16 protein-coding genes are annotated in these 14,778 nt (G+C 59.5%); 6 read left to right on the top strand and 10 right to left on the bottom strand.

Translation table 11 applies throughout. From position 1 onward, the window contains the following. Positions 1-4: 4 nt before the first annotated feature. A complete protein-coding gene (locus JZX87_RS11050; protein ID WP_206825409.1) occupies positions 5-226 on the top strand; it encodes a DUF1289 domain-containing protein in 222 nt (73 codons plus the stop codon). Further along, positions 223-924, top strand: a complete 702-nt coding sequence (locus JZX87_RS11045) for a TIGR02281 family clan AA aspartic protease (RefSeq protein WP_148148499.1) — start codon at positions 223-225, stop codon at positions 922-924. The genes JZX87_RS11050 and JZX87_RS11045 overlap by 4 nt, the downstream gene beginning before the upstream one ends. 117 nt (positions 925-1,041) lie before the next feature. On the opposite strand, the gene JZX87_RS11040 is transcribed toward JZX87_RS11045, so the two are convergent. Beyond that, a complete protein-coding gene (locus JZX87_RS11040) occupies positions 1,042-2,040 on the bottom strand; it encodes an AraC family transcriptional regulator (RefSeq protein ID WP_206825408.1) in 999 nt (332 codons plus the stop codon). 83 nt (positions 2,041-2,123) lie between these two features. Here JZX87_RS11040 and JZX87_RS11035 point away from each other — a divergent pair, with 83 nt between their 5' ends. Then, a complete protein-coding gene (locus tag JZX87_RS11035; protein ID WP_183821743.1) occupies positions 2,124-3,329 on the top strand; it encodes an MFS transporter in 1,206 nt (401 codons plus the stop codon). Between the two features lie 66 nt (positions 3,330-3,395). Here the strand turns inward: JZX87_RS11035 and JZX87_RS11030 are convergent, their stop codons facing one another. The 3 genes from JZX87_RS11030 to JZX87_RS11020 all read right to left on the bottom strand — a co-directional run bounded on the left by JZX87_RS11030 (position 3,396) and on the right by JZX87_RS11020 (position 5,611). Next, on the bottom strand, positions 3,396-4,157 hold the full coding sequence (locus JZX87_RS11030; protein WP_148148502.1) for an ABC transporter permease: 762 nt from the start codon (positions 4,155-4,157) through the stop codon (positions 3,396-3,398). Continuing rightward, positions 4,154-5,080, bottom strand: a complete 927-nt coding sequence (locus JZX87_RS11025) for an ABC transporter ATP-binding protein (RefSeq protein ID WP_206825579.1) — start codon at positions 5,078-5,080, stop codon at positions 4,154-4,156. Before JZX87_RS11025 ends, JZX87_RS11030 begins: the two co-directional genes overlap by 4 nt. 165 nt (positions 5,081-5,245) lie before the next feature. Further along, positions 5,246-5,611, bottom strand: a complete 366-nt coding sequence (locus tag JZX87_RS11020) for a hypothetical protein (protein WP_183686137.1) — start codon at positions 5,609-5,611, stop codon at positions 5,246-5,248. Positions 5,612-5,850: 239 nt separating this feature from the next. Between JZX87_RS11020 and JZX87_RS11015 the strand changes: the two genes are divergently transcribed. Further along, positions 5,851-6,522: a hypothetical protein gene (locus JZX87_RS11015; protein ID WP_148148503.1), complete on the top strand. Its 672-nt coding sequence runs from the start codon at positions 5,851-5,853 to the stop codon at positions 6,520-6,522. Between the two features lie 93 nt (positions 6,523-6,615). On the opposite strand, the gene JZX87_RS11010 is transcribed toward JZX87_RS11015, so the two are convergent. Then, positions 6,616-7,437 carry a sulfite exporter TauE/SafE family protein gene (locus JZX87_RS11010; protein WP_206825407.1) on the bottom strand — a complete coding sequence of 274 codons (822 nt, stop codon included), beginning with the start codon at positions 7,435-7,437 and terminating at the stop codon, positions 6,616-6,618. A 564-nt stretch (positions 7,438-8,001) separates the two neighbouring features. Between JZX87_RS11010 and JZX87_RS11005 the strand changes: the two genes are divergently transcribed. After that, entirely contained in the window at positions 8,002-8,238 is a 237-nt protein-coding gene (locus tag JZX87_RS11005; RefSeq protein WP_206825406.1) for a hypothetical protein, read from the top strand. Positions 8,239-8,287: 49 nt separating this feature from the next. Here the strand turns inward: JZX87_RS11005 and JZX87_RS11000 are convergent, their stop codons facing one another. Together JZX87_RS11000 and JZX87_RS10995 are read right to left on the bottom strand one after the other, a co-directional pair. Then, on the bottom strand, positions 8,288-9,565 hold the full coding sequence (locus tag JZX87_RS11000) for an extensin-like domain-containing protein (RefSeq protein ID WP_206825405.1): 1,278 nt from the start codon (positions 9,563-9,565) through the stop codon (positions 8,288-8,290). A 184-nt stretch (positions 9,566-9,749) separates the two neighbouring features. Beyond that, positions 9,750-11,564, bottom strand: coding sequence for a methyl-accepting chemotaxis protein (locus JZX87_RS10995; RefSeq protein ID WP_206825404.1), 1,815 nt, complete (start codon positions 11,562-11,564; stop codon positions 9,750-9,752). Positions 11,565-11,808: 244 nt separating this feature from the next. On the opposite strand from JZX87_RS10995, the gene JZX87_RS10990 reads away from it, so the two are divergent. Beyond that, a complete protein-coding gene (locus JZX87_RS10990) occupies positions 11,809-12,195 on the top strand; it encodes an acyl-CoA thioesterase (protein ID WP_148148798.1) in 387 nt (128 codons plus the stop codon). Between the two features lie 125 nt (positions 12,196-12,320). Here the strand turns inward: JZX87_RS10990 and JZX87_RS10985 are convergent, their stop codons facing one another. The 3 genes from JZX87_RS10985 to JZX87_RS10975 all read right to left on the bottom strand — a co-directional run bounded on the left by JZX87_RS10985 (position 12,321) and on the right by JZX87_RS10975 (position 14,775). Beyond that, positions 12,321-12,596, bottom strand: coding sequence for a DUF982 domain-containing protein (locus tag JZX87_RS10985; RefSeq protein WP_206825403.1), 276 nt, complete (start codon positions 12,594-12,596; stop codon positions 12,321-12,323). A gap of 560 nt (positions 12,597-13,156) precedes the next feature. Next, a complete protein-coding gene (locus JZX87_RS10980) occupies positions 13,157-13,372 on the bottom strand; it encodes a DUF982 domain-containing protein (RefSeq protein WP_183686141.1) in 216 nt (71 codons plus the stop codon). A gap of 215 nt (positions 13,373-13,587) precedes the next feature. Further along, on the bottom strand, positions 13,588-14,775 hold the full coding sequence (locus JZX87_RS10975) for a DUF1501 domain-containing protein (RefSeq protein WP_206825402.1): 1,188 nt from the start codon (positions 14,773-14,775) through the stop codon (positions 13,588-13,590). Positions 14,776-14,778 lie beyond the last annotated feature (3 nt).

Below are 14,778 nucleotides of genomic sequence, written 5' to 3'. Positions count from 1 at the left end.
TTGCATGATTTCGCCCTGCATCCTCGTCTGTTCGATCGACCCGAAGACCGGCTATTGCTTTGGCTGCGGCCGTACGCGCGACGAGATTGCCGGCTGGATCGACTATTCCGATGCCGAGCGACATTCGATAATGGACGGGCTTACCGCCCGGCTGGAAACGGTCGAACGAAAACCGCGGCGGGAGACCAGACGACAGAAAATAGCAAAGGAGCGCCAGATCACATGAACGGACTGACCTTCGTGCTTCTCGTGCTCGGCGCAGGCCTTGCGCTGCTCGTATTCAATCACTCATCGGGCCAGACCTTCGGCATCGACAACAACGATTTTGGCCAGCTCATCTATCTCGTCCCGATTGCCGGCCTGCTTGGTGCCGGCATTCTTGCCGGTCGCCGCGGCGGCATGAACGAGGCGTTACGCAATCTCGCCATCTGGCTGGTCATCATCCTCGGACTGGTTGCCGCCTATCTTTACAGAAACGACGCCAACCAGTTCGCCGGCCGCATGGTCGCAGGACTGATGCCCGGCCGAGCCGTCGTCGTCACGGGAAGCGACGGAAACGAGGTCATCATCCAGAAGGCACTCGGCGGGCATTTCCAGGCCGATGTCGCAGTCGACGGAAAAAACATCCCGATGCTCGTCGACACCGGTGCCAGCAGCGTGGTTCTCTCCTTCGAGGATGCCTCGGCAGTCGGAATAGACACCGGCGGCCTCGCCTACACTGTCCGGGTAATGACCGCCAACGGCCCTGCCATGGCCGCCCCCGTCAGGCTCGACGAGATCGCCATCGGCCCGATCTCGCGCAGAAACGTCCGCGCCATGGTAGCCCAGGACGGAATGCTGGACGAAAGCCTGCTTGGCATGAGCTTTCTGTCGACGCTGAGTTCGCTCAACATGCAGACAGACGAGTTGCGGCTAAGGGATTAGGCAAGCCGGCACACGCCGTCTCATTGTGACGACATGCTTGAGAAACGCCGCCGGTCCATCAGGCTTCCAGCTCCTCGCGCCATCGGATGGGCAGAGCCGGATCCCGCGTCTCTCCCGTCACCCGACCGCGGCCAGTTCGACCATCTCGTCAGGCGCCGTTTCGCTATCCGGCTTGCCTCGAAAATGGCTTGGTGGGTGTCCGATGATACGCTTGAAGGCACGGCTGAACGAGGCTTCGGCGTCATAACCGAGTTTTTCGGCCGCCGTCGCTACACGCATGCCTTGTTTCAGCCAGAGACGCGCCTGGTGCATTCTCACCAGCGCAACATACCGGGCGGGCGTTTCTCCGACGACGCGGGCAAACCGCTCGGAGAAACCGGAACGTGAGGCACCCATCAGCCGCGCAAGTTCGGCCACAGACCAGTCACGTTCAGGCTCCAGGTGAATGGCAGCGAGAACCCGCCCGACCTCCGGATTACGCACCGCCGCAATCCAGCCATTCGTATTGCCGCAGCCGTGTTCGACCCAGGTGCGAATGATCGTTGCCGTCAGGACATCCGCCAGCCGCGCCAGAATACCGCCGGCGCCGACCCGATCCATATCCACCTCGCGCGCCATGGCATCCAGAAGATGCGGAATGGCCGGCTCGCTGGTTGCAAGGTCGCTGGTCAGCATCGTTTCGGGCATGAGCTGCAGAAGCGGATGCAACCTGTCTATATTGAAGCGCATCGACGCGGTCAGCGCCACCGTGCCGCAATGTGCATCGGCGCATTGCATGTCGAATACGCCCTCACAGACCTGCTTCTTGCCGTAACGCCCGAAAGGCAGCGGCTCGACAGTCTCGGCACTCGCTATCACATGGGCGTCACCGCGCGGCAGTATGACGGCATCTCCGGCATTCAGCTGCAGCCATTCGCCCGAAGGCGCCTTGAGAAGCGCCCTGCCGGACGAAATGAAATGAAACCGCGCCGCATCCTCGGCCGGAAAGGCCGTGGCCCAGGGGTCCGCGAGCCGGCAACGCCCGTATTCGACACCGTCGAGCCGCAGGCCCCGCAGCATTTCCGACAAGGGATCGGCTCCAGCCGACGATGAGAATTTGGACGATCTGTCAAGCATGTCGGATTTTCTAGCATGGAAACGCCAGTCCGTCACGCCTATTCCTGACAAAAGCCAAATAGGCTGCAATTCAGGAGAATCTCATGCACGGCACCCCCTTATCATCTGACGATGCAGCGCGAACGGAACATGATGTCGCACGTTGGGGCGCAGTCGCCTCGTTGACCTTGGGCGTGTTCGGCCTCGTCACTGCCGAATTCCTTCCCGTCAGCCTGTTGACCCCGCTCTCGGCTGATCTCGGCGTCGGCACCGGCGTCGCCGGCCAGTCGATCACCACCACCGCAGTGATCGCCGCAATCGCCGGACCCGGCGTCATCATCGGCACCCGCAAGATCGACCGGCGCTGGACAGTTCTGGCGCTGACGACACTTCTGGTCATTTCCAGCCTCCTCGCCGCGATCGCCACCGATATCTATACGGTATTCGCCGCCCGCATCCTTCTCGGCGTCGGGCTCGGCGGTTTCTGGGCCATGTCGGCCGCACTTGCCATGCGCCTCGTCCCACCGGCGCGGATGCCGCGCGCGATGGCCATCATCATGGCCGGCGTTTCGCTTGCCACCGTCTGTGCCGCGCCGCTCGGCGCCTGGATCGGCGACACGCTCGGCTGGCGGGCGGCATTCTATCTGTCAGCTGCCGTCGGCTTCGTTGCGTTGGTCGCCCAGGCGACGCTCCTGCCAGCTTTGCCGCCGACCGGTCACGCCGGGCTTGGCACGCTTGCGGCGCTGATGCGCCGGCCGGCAATCCGCACCGGCCTGATCACCATCCTGCTTTTCGTCGCAGGCCATTTTGCCGGTTTCACCTATATCCGTCCGTTCCTGGAGCGGGTGCCGCAGCTTGATGTCGAAACCATCTCGCTGATCCTGCTTGCCTATGGCGTTGCAGGCTTTTTCGGCAACATGCTCGGCGGCATGGTTTCGGAACGCAGCCCGCGCCTGTCGATCGTCCTGTTCACCACGCTCGTTGCTGCATCGGCCGTCGTTCTGGCGGTTGGCGGTGCCTCGCTTGCCGTTGCAGCGACTGCGATCGCATTCTGGGGCCTCGCCTTCGGTGCCTTCCCGGTCAGCGTACAGAGTTTCGTCGTGCGCCATGCGCAGGATGAGGCGGAAAGCGCCGGCGCTCTGGTGATCCCGGCCTTCCAGATCGCGATTTCGAGCGGCGCGGTTCTCGGCGGCCTCCTGATCGAAACCCAGGGTCCAGTGTCCGTCGTCATGCTTCTTGCGGCAGCCAGCCTGCTTGCTGCATCGGTCATGGCCGCACGCGGCGAACGCCGCCAGCTGTCGCTCGGATAAGTGTGGCCGACTGTTGAAAGACAAAGCGATAGGCGGGGATAAGCCGCCTATCGCCCCCCAATTGCGTCAGCTACGCAGCCGATAACCCGTCTTGAACATCCAGCCGAGCATCGACAGGCACAGAGCCAGAAAGACGCCGATCATGATCAGGCTGATCACCGGATTGACGTCGGCGATCTCATAGAAGCTCCAGCGAAAGCCGCTGACGAGATAAAGAACCGGGTTCAAGTGGCTTACCGCCTGCCAGAATGGCGGCAGCATGTCGATCGAATAGAAGCTTCCACCCAAAAATGTCAGCGGCGGCACGACAAGCATTGGCACGATGTTCAACTGCTCGAAATTCTTTGCCCATACACCGATGATGAAGCCGAACAGGCTGAAGGTGATTGCGGTGAGCACAAGGAAGAGCACCATCATGAACGGATGGGCGATGCGGATATCGACGAAGAAGGAAGCTGTCGCGAGGATAATCAGCCCGATGATCAGCCCCTTGCTGGCGGCTGCACCAACATAACCGATCAGGATCTCCGTCATAGCCACCGGCGCCGACAGGATCTCGTAGATCGTGCCGGTGAACTTCGGAAAGTATATGCCGATCGAGCCGTTCGCGACGCATTGGGTCAGAAGCGTCAGCATGATCAGGCCCGGCGTGATGAACGAGCCGTAGGACACACCTTCGATCGACTGGATGCGCGAACCGATCGCCGTGCCGAAGACGATGAAATAGAGCGAAGTGGTGATGACCGGCGAGATGACGCTCTGCAAAAGCGTGCGGCGCATGCGCGCCATCTCGAAGAAGTAGATGGATTTGATCGCTTCGATATTCATGCCTTTTCCTCCACCAGAGCAACGAAAATGTCCTCCAGCGAGCTTTGCCGGGTCGAGAGATCCCGGAAATGGATGCCTGCCGCCGTCAGCGCCGAAAGCAGCGAGGCAATGCTGTCCTGGCTTTCCTCGTGGCTGTATTCATGCGTAAGCGACATGCCGTCTTCACTGAGCGAAAGCGAAAAGGCCGCAAGGCTCGGCGGTATCTCTTCCAGCTTCTCGGTCAGTTCGAGTTTCATCTGCTTGCGGCCGAACTGTTTCATCAGCCCGGTCTTTTCCTGCAGCAACAGAAGCTGCCCACCATTGATCACCCCTACCCGGTCGGCGATCTCCTCGGCCTCCTCGATATAATGGGTGGTCAGAATGATGGTGACGCCATCCTCGCGCAGCCGCTTGACCACTTCCCACATGTCGCGGCGCAGGCTGACATCGACGCCGGCTGTCGGCTCGTCGAGGAACAGCACTTCCGGCTCGTGGCTCAGCGCCTTGGCGATCAGCACGCGTCGCTTCATGCCGCCGGAAAGTTCGCGCAACATGTTGTCCTTCTTCTTCCACAAGGACAGTTCGCGCAAAATCTTCTCGATCAGCGCCGGGTTCGGCTTCTTGCCGTAGACGCCGCGGGAAAAGCTTACCGTATTCCAGACCGTTTCGAACTGATCGGTGGTCAGCTCCTGCGGCACGAGACCGATCAGCGATCGCGTCTGGCGAAAATCCTTGACCACATCATGCCCGCCGACAAGCACCTTGCCGCCGGTCGGGTTGACGATACCGCAGACAATAGAGATCAGCGTCGTCTTGCCGGCGCCGTTCGGCCCGAGCAAAGCGAGGATTTCGCCGCGCTCGATATCGAGATCGATGCCCTTCAAGGCCTCGAACCCATTGCCATAGGTCTTTGTCAGTTGCTGTACGGAAATAATGGGGGGCATGGGAACCGCATTTGTATAGGGCGACATTGCGAGGAAGTTGTTCCCCGGAGATGCCGCAATATAGGGTCGCGTTCCCATGAAGCTATCCCTTCATGGAAGAATATTGCGTTCGGGATTTTGGGACGATGCCGACGTTCGGGGTTGACCGTTATCGGCCCAAACCGGTCATCGGGTATGCTTGACAGCATATTCCCCAGCGATTGGGCCGCTAGTCCACGGGCCAACGTCGTAGCCTGCTTCAAGACTATTGAGCTGCGTCTGAACCGCGCCCTCCAACTCATCTTGCAGCGATTGATATCGTTCGATGACGCCAAACTGCGACCACGGTGATCGATTAAACCCATGCTCATAATGGTTGTAGTAAATCACAATTTCGCCAATTAATGCGACAACCCAGCAAGGCCCGTAACCCTTCAACTCCCATTCTTCAGGTGGCCGTTTAATAGCGTCCCAAAACTTGCGTTGTTTGAATGACATGCGGCTCCACCCATCATTAATGTGGTCCCAAAGTCTCTCTTCTGGGAAACGCATGATTTTTCTCCATAGCGACGCGGCATAGTTATCGATCTTGGTATCGCAATATACAAAAAACATAAGGCTTAGACCAAGGCAACGACTGCCTCTGGTGCGAAGTGCTCACGTAATCAAAACGGCCAGACAGAGTATCTGATCACACAACGGGGCGAACGAAGATGTGCTTAAAGACTTTCTCCGAGTACAGACCGCGCCACGTCCTCTGCTTCCTCGGAGCCGCAGGCGGATTCCAGGAGTTGTTGCAGTCTACCCAATCCGCGATAGAAGTCCTTGCCGCGGATTTCGAAATCGACATGGCGTTCTCTCAAGACGCGTCCGACGCTCGGATGAGCGAGAGCTTCGCAGTTTCTTGGGACCAGGTGCACGAAGACGCGTGGCATCAGCGTGACGTCGAGGCTGTTATGAGCCACGGATGCGTCGTCTATGTCGTCGGTCCACTCATGGAGGCTGCGGAAGCCCCTGCCGTTTCGCTGACGGCCTTAAGGCTGGTTGAGCGAATGCTTGAAGCAGGCGCGACTGCGGCAAAAGGAGAGAGTGCCGGGGTCGCGCATGGAGTTGCTCGGTGGCGGCAGCTCGCGCGGGACGCGAAAAGCGCGGAGCCTAGCGCAGCGGCTAGAGCGTGCCGCCTCGCCTTCACGAAGAGGCCGCTTACCTGCGACGATTACTTGTCCAGCGTGGGCTTTCATCTTGTTGGCCTACCGGAGGTGTTGGTACCGAGCAGTTCACCCCTGGATGAACTGGTGCTTAGTGCCGTGATCGACAGCGTCGCAGATGAGATGGCATCTGATGGCATAGAAAAGGTCGTCATCCGCTACGGTGCAGAGCTGAAAGCTATCAATCAATACGAAGAAGAAGACTTCAAATACAACCCGTTCGGCGGCGTCCATTTAGTTGCCGGAGTGCATTGAAAGCCTGACGGCGTTCTATTGTCCAAGCCGGTCGGCGCTTCTAAGTCCGCTTGTGACGCAAAAGAGACGGTAGCCCTTCACGTCGGCATAACACTAGAAAATCACGCTGGCGAAAAACTGCAGTGCGATGAAGACGAGAAATAGCGCAAACCCGACCTCCAGCTGGCGCTTGGACAGCGCATGCGCAAGCCGTGCACCGTAAGGTGCCGTATAGAGCGTGACCGGGATCAGCAGCGCCACTGCCAGCCAGTTGATATAACCGGTCGAAAACGGTGGTAAGCCGCTCTTGCCCCAGCCGCCCCAGATATAACCGACAAGACCAGGGATTGAGATCAGCACACCGACGCCGGAGGAGGTTGCGACCGCTTGGTGGATGGTGCGGCCGTAAAGTGTCATGAAGGTGTTGTTCAACACGCCGCCGCCGATCCCCATCAGGCCCGACAGGATGCCGATGCCGGTACCGACCAAGAATTTCAGCGGATTTCTGGGGAGATCTTCGCCGAGTTTCCAGCTTGCCCGATTGAAAATCATTCGCAGCGCCAGGAAGAGCGCGATCACCGCGAAGATCAGCCTTAGTTCCGTGCTGGACGCCCAGGCGGCGATCAATGTGGCGATAAGCGTGCCGAGCGGAACGGCAATGATCCAGCCCTTCAGGAGGTCGATATCCACGGCTCCACGCTGCCGGTGCGCCGTGAAAGAGCGAACCGAAGTCGGCACGATGATGGCAAGCGATGTACCTAACGCCAGATGCATGCGCACCGCATCGTCCACGCCGAGCAGCCCAAAGACATGAAAGAAGATCGGCACGAGGATAGCGCCACCGCCAATCCCGAACAGGCCGGCAAGAAGCCCTGCCAGAACGCCGGCAGCAAGCAGCGCCACCACGAAGGGAAGAATATCGAGAAAGGCAGGCATCACGTTCTCCGGCAGCGATTTTAACTCATGAGCCGGAAGAAAAAGGCATGAGCGATTGGGCGGGGCATGCACTACTAAGCCGAGAAAACGGCCCTTGACGGTTGTTCATCATCAAGAGACCTCATCGCATCATTGTCGTTGTCAGACAAGTCACAGCGTGGCGACGCCCCCACAATGTCATCAGTACGTTCGGACCGTAGAGTGAAGGACAGGGAACAATTCCGAAAGCGGCTCACCCAAACGGGTGGCGACTGTAGTTACGGCAGATGCTGAAATACCCCTCAAATAATGGGGGGGGGGCAAGGGTTGGCGCAAACAGCAGCGACGCCGGCTCGCGAGATGACATTTAGAAAACAGAAATATCTGGGCAGATAAGATGCTGCCGTGAGTTCGCCGTTGCCGACTCCCAGCAACATCCTGCTTTTCATTGCCGTCAGAAACTCTTTGGCGATGAAATAGATACAGGCAATTGACGTATGCAATTTCGGGTACGTTGCCTTATATGTGGTGCCAAGATACCAGACCACATATTTTTCCTAAATTCGTTGCTGCAGATGAGAGTCGATGATCATGCCGAATTCCGTGAAGAAGAACATAATTCAGCAAGAAACCGAAAACGCCCCAGAGGCTAATGCTGAAGCTGAGGCTGATGATTTCGACTTCGCGTCCCTTGATGATCTGGCGAATTTCATGGTCGATGCGCTGACAATTCCGATGCCGGCAGATTTGCGCGATTCCGATAGCTGCGATATCGGTGAAAAAGACATGCTCGCGCCTTCCCCTTCCAAGCGCCTCAACTGAGCATCGAGAAGTTTCTCGCCATATCAGGCTTCAAATCCAGATAGTTCGCTCAGTTGCAATACTGGCGGCCGCCTTTGCGTGAGCGAAGGTCGAAGTGGAAATGGTTCCAATGCTCGGCATTGCTGCCCGGGCCAAGTACCGTCGAGAAATACTTGCAGCTGTCACCGCGCACCGATTTCAGCAGCCCGCCCTCGCGGAAAGAGAACAGCCCCTTCTTGCGAACATCGATATCGTGACCGTTCTTGAGTGTGATGCGGCCGATATCGATCGCGTTGCCGCGGGCATGTTCGGACATCGGATTGTAGCGCTGGCGGCTGTTGTTCATCTTGCGGCAGGAATAACCGCCCATCGGCTGGATCTGGCGGATGCCGGTGAGATACCGGGTGCGGGCGGAAATCGCCAGATCGTTCTTCACCCATTTGGCGAAGGCAAGCGTCACCTGACAGTTCAGCGTCACCGCCGGCCTCACATCGATACCGCCGGAAAGGCCGGCAAGCTTCACCGGATAATCGATACCGCAACTCGGCCCCTGGGAAATGCGCGGCAGATCCTTGAACTCGACACCGAGACGGCGCAGTTCGGTGCGGCAGGCCACTTCCGACTGCGGCATGACCGTGCGCTGCCAGGCGCCATCAGGCGCGCTCATCGGGGCATCGTCGGTTACCGTGCCGGCGACCGGATTATTCGGCCGCAGCATGGCGACCTCCTCGGCGCGCGCCGGCGCCCGACCGGGTGCGGTCACGGGAGAATTGTCACCCCAGGTCATCGGGGCGGAAGAGCCCTGCCTGCCAATGCCCGCTGCTGACCGCTTCGGTGGTACGATTACGCGGTCATCGATCGGCTGACGACGTGCGTTAAGCGCCACCGGATTATCGGTGCCGATGCCACCGACCACCGGCTGGTCGCCGACCCCTTCTGCGATATCGCCATCCTGCTCCTCGGCCAAACCGACGACATCGCTTTCGTCGGGGCTGAAACCGAACTCTTCATCCATGTTGACGCCTTCGGCCGGGATCGTCGCCGGCGCACCATTCGGGGCGCGCAGATAATGACCGCCGCCATTTGATTGCATCGGTGATTGGGCTGAAGGCGCCGCCAGATATCCGCCGCCGCTTGCCTGAGAAACGGGCGCGGAAGCAACTGAATAGGGCTGATGCGATGCGGGCTGGGAAATCGGTGACGGCGGCAACGAGCGCGAGATGGAGCCGACCTGCGTGCCATTGTCGATCGATGCCGGCGGCACGAGGCTCTCTGCCGAACAGGCGACCAGAAAGGTCGAAACCAGAAGCGAGCTGATCACTCGCGTCGATAGGGAAGCATACGCCATACCAGTTGCCTCTCGCTCGATGCCGAAATGACACAGGTTTTGATTTTAGGCAGATTGGGTAAACGAAAGCTTGATGAAGCATGGCGGTTTGCGGGCCATTTCGGATCGGCTTCGCCATATTACGGGAAACGGCCGGACGCCTCCGCGCTCCGGCCCTTTGGTGAAATCAACCGTATCGAACGCGTCAGGCAGCGCGGGAGACGGAGCGGATACCGGTATTGCCGAGCCTGAAGCCCCCCAGCAATTGCTGCAGATGCAGGCTCTGGTCGGCAAGCGTCTGGCTTGCCGCCGTCGTCTCTTCCACCATGGCTGCGTTCTGCTGGGTCATCTGATCCATGTGATTGACCGAGGAATTGATCTCGGCCAGCCCGCTCGCCTGTTCCTGCGATGTCGTGGCGATCGTCTCGACATGGGCATTGACCTTCTCGACCAACACGGCGATCTCCACAAGCGCCTCGCCGGTCGAACGCACCAGCGTCACGCCGCCCTCGACCTCTTGCACGGAGTTGCCGATCAGAACCTTGATCTCCTTTGCAGCGGTCGCCGAGCGTTGCGCCAGTTCGCGCACTTCCTGCGCCACCACGGCAAAGCCCCTGCCCGCCTCACCGGCGCGCGCCGCCTCGACGCCGGCATTCAACGCCAGAAGATTGGTCTGGAAGGCAATTTCGTCGATGACGGAAATGATCTGGCTGATCTGCCCGGACGACTGCTCGATCCGCCCCATCGCGTCGATCGCATTGCGGACGATCTCGCCGGAGCGGCTGGCGCTCAGCTTGGTTTCACTCACCATTTCCCGCGCTTCCCTTGCACGCTGCGATGCCGTGCGCACGGTGGTGGTGATCTCGTCGAGCGCCGCCGCCGTCTCTTCCAGCGCCGCTGCCTGCTGTTCGGTGCGCTTGGCCAGATTGCCGGTCGCACCGGAAATGTCCGACGCACTGTCGCGCACGATCACGCCCGTTTCGGAAATCGCCACGATCGCCTGATTGAGCGCGCCGACGGCATCGTTGAAGTCCTGCCTCAGCTTGACGAAATCCTCGCCGATATCGCCGAGCGACACCGAAAGATCACCGGCCGCCAGCCCTTCGAGCGCCTGCCCGAGTTCATGCATTGCGTGCGACTGCCGGCCAGCAGCGGTCGAAATCGCCCTTTCGCTGGCCGAACGTTCGGCGGCGATGGCACGCTGCTGCTCCGCCTCGCGCGCCTGCAATTCGGCACGTTCCTCGACATTGTCGCGCAGCACGACCAGCGCCCGCGCCATTTCGCCGATCTCGTTCTTTTCGCCCGTGCAGGGAACAACAACACCCGTCGCGCCGCCGGCAATCGCCTGCAGCACCCGCTGCACGCGCGACAGAGGCGTCGTGACGCTCTTGACCACCAGCCATGCCCCGCCGATCACAAGAAGAGCGCCGACCGCAAAGATCATGGCGAAATCCGTCGCATCCTTGCGGAACATCGCCTTCAGGTCATCGACATAAACACCGGTACCGACGATCCATCCCCAGGGCGCGAATCCGGCCACATGCGAAAACTTCTCCACCGGCTCGCTCGCGCCGGGCTTGGGCCAGTAATAATCGATAAAGCCCTTGCCGTTTGCCTTCACCACCTGAACGAATTCGACGAACAGGAATTTACCGTTCGGATCCTTGTTCTGTGAAAGGTCCGAGCCATTCATCTCCGGCTTTACCGCATGCATGACCATTTTCGGGTGCATGTCGTTGATCCAGAAGTAACCGGAACCATTGTCGTAGCGCATGGCGGCGATGACGCCCTTTGCCTGCGCCTGCGCCTCTTCGCGAGACAGGGCGCCGGAGGCTTCCATCGCCTGATATTTGGCCAGCACGGCCAGCGCCGTATCATTCATTTGGGCAAGCCCGGCCTTCCGTTCCCGTTCGGAAGACGCATAACTTTCGAAAAGACTGAAGGTCAGCGCGCCGGCCAGAATGACGAGCGACAGCGCGACGAGACAATAAAGACGCCAGGAAATGGCAAGACGTTGCATGATACCTCCCCCGATATTTGCAATTCTCATTAAATGATAATGATCGGAAGTTACCGGGCCGTGAAGAACTCGGGCGGCAAGGCGCGATCAAGTCGAACCCACATTTCTTCTTGGGTTATTCTCCGCAGCCAAGTCATGACGATGGCTCATGGTCGCCATGACCAAAAGAAACTGGCAATCGCCAGAAACAAGGCTAGTGTCCGCCTCCCGACCGACACGAATAATTGCAAAGGATGATTCCGGAATGACCGAACTCGCCAGACCGACCGGTGAACTGACCCTTCGAACGCTGGCCATGCCGAGCGACGCCAATCCGGCCGGCGATATTTTTGGCGGCTGGGTCATGGCCCAGATGGACCTTGCCAGCGGCATCCGCGCCGCCGAGCGCGCCCGCGGCCGCGTCGTCACCGCGGCGGTGAAGGAGATGGCGTTCCAGCTGCCGGTCAAGATCGGCGATACGATGGCGATCTACACGGAAATCACCCGCGTCGGCACGACCTCGATCACACTCAATGTCGAAGCCTGGGCCCACCGCGCACGGCACCAGCAACTGGAAAAAGTCACCGCTGCAACTTTCGTCATGGTCGCGCTGGATGAGGACGGCAAACCGAAGCCGGTTCCGGCAGAATGATGCTACTCTGTCGCATCGCCATTCCAAAACAGACATAAACCGAGCAGCCGAAGAACCCCGACTCCGGCCGCTCGGTCGAGGGATCATCTGCATCTAGCGTGCTCCCTCATTCGTACGCTTGACGACTAGGTTTCCGGTACCGGTTCAAAATGGCTTTGCTCGACCCACGCATCGACGAAAGGCTGGCGAGCAAAGTCATGGTGCAGCGTTCCCAGAAGGGCCTCATGGCAAAGGGAGTGAGCGCGCCAGTAAACAAAGCCGCGCTTGTGCTTGAAATGGGCCTGCATCCACCTGATTGCGTCGGCAGGGCCTGACACGACCGTATCAAGCTGGTCGCCCTCGCCTACGTAGACTGGCTTCGCCCAATGTAGCGCGAAACCAATCCGCGTGACCGTCCCCATCTATGTGGGGCTCGCAGGAGCGCTGCCTGTCTGAGCATGATTGGAAACCGGCAGGGGTTTGACACGGCCATATTGGGCCGTCAGATCGTGTAGTTTTAGAAAATGCGAAATGAGTGCTGAGCTACGTGTCATGATCGACCGCCATGCTTTTGCAGGCGGGAGTTACAAACTCTCAGCCGTCAGCGCCTACGAATTCGGTTGCCGACGATATGCTGAACATATCCGATACCCACATGTAAGTCGATGCTGATATTGTATTTCTGCGTGGCCTCCGGCTGGGGCATCACCCAGCCGGGTCATCAGTTAGCGTCGATCGGTTTTGTCGTTTTCACGATCGGACGGCTTGGTCTGGACGCCTGATTTGTCATCCGGTCGGTTGTTCTGCTGATCCGAACGTTTATCGTCCTGCTGACCAGGCTTTGGAGTGTCAGTCATTGCTTACTCCCTGTCGCGGGATGCGACATATGGCCAACAAAACAGAACACCTTAAGTTCCATGGAAGCCTGTCCCTGTCAGTTCGAGATCATTCTCTCGGCGTCTGGGAAGAATGTCTGTCGGTTCTACCGGGAATTACTCAAGGCCTTTTCGAAAAGCTCGCGCGCAACATCAGGGGATGCCCGCCCTGCCAGAGCATCGAGTATCGCGCTTGCAGCGACGGCAAATGAGCTATCCTTCACGGCAGTCCACGAACTGACCATGTGTTCCTGCGCATCCAGCGGGCCAAAAATCAATCTGCCGCCCACGCTGACCGGCTTGTCCCAATATATCGTTCGCATCACGGTTCTCCAAAGCCGGTCAAATAGCGCGACAAAGGCGGAAGGCGAGAAATAAGGCATCCTCGCACTGTGCCCTCGCCCCAACATGGAGACAGCTTGCAGGCCACATAATGAGAGCGAACCGGTGACCGGGTTCAACAGGACGTCCACTCCGGGACGCAGGCAAGTTATCTAAAGCGCGTCACACCCGCGGTGGAATTGGCTCAGCCACCACCTCACCCCTTCAAAAACACCGAGCCCTCGTCAAACCCCAGCCCCGGGAACACCCGGCTGCTCAGGCTGCTCGGCTTGATGTCGAACTGGCGGTAGAGCATGGCGGCGGCCACTTCACGAACATCGCCGGTCGGCATCAGGTCGCGTTCGTCGAGCAGTTTCCCTTCGCCAAGCCCCGGCCATGTGCCGAGCACCTTACCGCCGGCGACGGCACCGCCGGCAAGCACGGCAAGGCCGCCCGTACCGTGGTCGGTACCATTGGTACCGTTTTCGCGGGCAGTGCGCCCGAATTCGGTCATGGCCAGAACCACGGTCTTGTTCCAGACCTCGTCACCAAGCGTGTCCTTCAGCGTCATGATTGCTGTCGCAAGGTCGCCGGCCGCCTTCTTGAACTGGCCAGCCTGACCGACATGGGTATCCCATCCGTTGATCGAGAAGCTTGCGACCCGGTATTGCTCGCGCAACATGCCACCGGCGAGCTTCGCCATATCGGCAATGCCGGAACCGCGCTTTCCATCGGCATAAAGTTGATCCGCCGCCGCACCCGTCGTCTTCGCCTCATCGAAAGCCTTGGCGAAAAGCGGATCGTTGGAATAAAGGCGGTCGAGAAAGGCGATCTCGTCATCGGCAAGCGAGAAGTCGCTCTGGCTCGACCAGTTATCCGCCTGGTTCGGCCCGGTCAGGATCAGTTCCATCGATGTATTGATATCGATAGCCTTGCGCGCGTCAGAACGAGGAATGGCCGCCAGCGCCCGGTTCAGCCAACCGGTTTTCTGGCTTTTGTCGGCACCGCCGGTTTCCAGAATGTCCTGCCCGTCGAAATGGCTTCGCTGGTCGCGATAGGGTGTCGAAACGGCATGAACGAAGGATAGCTGGCCTGCCTGCCACAAGGGCATCAGTGCAGAGGCTGCCGGGTTTAGGCCGAAAAAACCGTTGAGGTCGAGCAGTCCCGTATCGGGCGTCAGCCCTAGCTTGGGGCGCAGCGCGGCAAAGGCCGGGTCACCGTAGGGCTGCACGAGGTCGAGGCCATCCATGGCGCCGCGCAGGATGATGGTGACAAACCGGTTGTCTCCGGGCATGGCGGCAAACGTAACCGGGGTGAGGACCGGCGCGGCGGCAACGCAGCAGGCGCCGGCGAGAAAACCGCGACGGGACAGCGCAATACGCTCGATATCCTTGATCGATGCCATCCA

The organism is Agrobacterium sp. Ap1, from assembly GCF_017313375.1.
Lineage (GTDB): Bacteria > Pseudomonadota > Alphaproteobacteria > Rhizobiales > Rhizobiaceae > Neorhizobium > Neorhizobium cellulosilyticum.
This window is presented reverse-complemented; position numbering and strand designations above follow the sequence as displayed.

What these genes read in the sequence shown, in the direction of transcription:
- JZX87_RS11050 (WP_206825409.1), top strand. Translation starts at nt 5, where the DNA reads ATGATTTCGCCCTGCATCCTCGTCTGTTCGATCGACCCGAAGACCGGC.
- JZX87_RS11045 (WP_148148499.1), top strand. Translation starts at nt 223, where the DNA reads ATGAACGGACTGACCTTCGTGCTTCTCGTGCTCGGCGCAGGCCTTGCG.
- JZX87_RS11040 (WP_206825408.1), bottom strand. Translation starts at nt 2,040, where the DNA reads ATGCTTGACAGATCGTCCAAATTCTCATCGTCGGCTGGAGCCGATCCC.
- JZX87_RS11035 (WP_183821743.1), top strand. Translation starts at nt 2,124, where the DNA reads ATGCACGGCACCCCCTTATCATCTGACGATGCAGCGCGAACGGAACAT.
- JZX87_RS11030 (WP_148148502.1), bottom strand. Translation starts at nt 4,157, where the DNA reads ATGAATATCGAAGCGATCAAATCCATCTACTTCTTCGAGATGGCGCGC.
- JZX87_RS11025 (WP_206825579.1), bottom strand. Translation starts at nt 5,080, where the DNA reads ATGCCCCCCATTATTTCCGTACAGCAACTGACAAAGACCTATGGCAAT.
- JZX87_RS11020 (WP_183686137.1), bottom strand. Translation starts at nt 5,611, where the DNA reads ATGCGTTTCCCAGAAGAGAGACTTTGGGACCACATTAATGATGGGTGG.
- JZX87_RS11010 (WP_206825407.1), bottom strand. Translation starts at nt 7,437, where the DNA reads ATGCCTGCCTTTCTCGATATTCTTCCCTTCGTGGTGGCGCTGCTTGCT.
- JZX87_RS11005 (WP_206825406.1), top strand. Translation starts at nt 8,002, where the DNA reads ATGATCATGCCGAATTCCGTGAAGAAGAACATAATTCAGCAAGAAACC.
- JZX87_RS11000 (WP_206825405.1), bottom strand. Translation starts at nt 9,565, where the DNA reads ATGGCGTATGCTTCCCTATCGACGCGAGTGATCAGCTCGCTTCTGGTT.
- JZX87_RS10995 (WP_206825404.1), bottom strand. Translation starts at nt 11,564, where the DNA reads ATGCAACGTCTTGCCATTTCCTGGCGTCTTTATTGTCTCGTCGCGCTG.
- JZX87_RS10990 (WP_148148798.1), top strand. Translation starts at nt 11,809, where the DNA reads ATGACCGAACTCGCCAGACCGACCGGTGAACTGACCCTTCGAACGCTG.
- JZX87_RS10985 (WP_206825403.1), bottom strand. Translation starts at nt 12,596, where the DNA reads ATGGGGACGGTCACGCGGATTGGTTTCGCGCTACATTGGGCGAAGCCA.
- JZX87_RS10980 (WP_183686141.1), bottom strand. Translation starts at nt 13,372, where the DNA reads ATGCGAACGATATATTGGGACAAGCCGGTCAGCGTGGGCGGCAGATTG.
- JZX87_RS10975 (WP_206825402.1), bottom strand. Translation starts at nt 14,775, where the DNA reads ATGGCATCGATCAAGGATATCGAGCGTATTGCGCTGTCCCGTCGCGGT.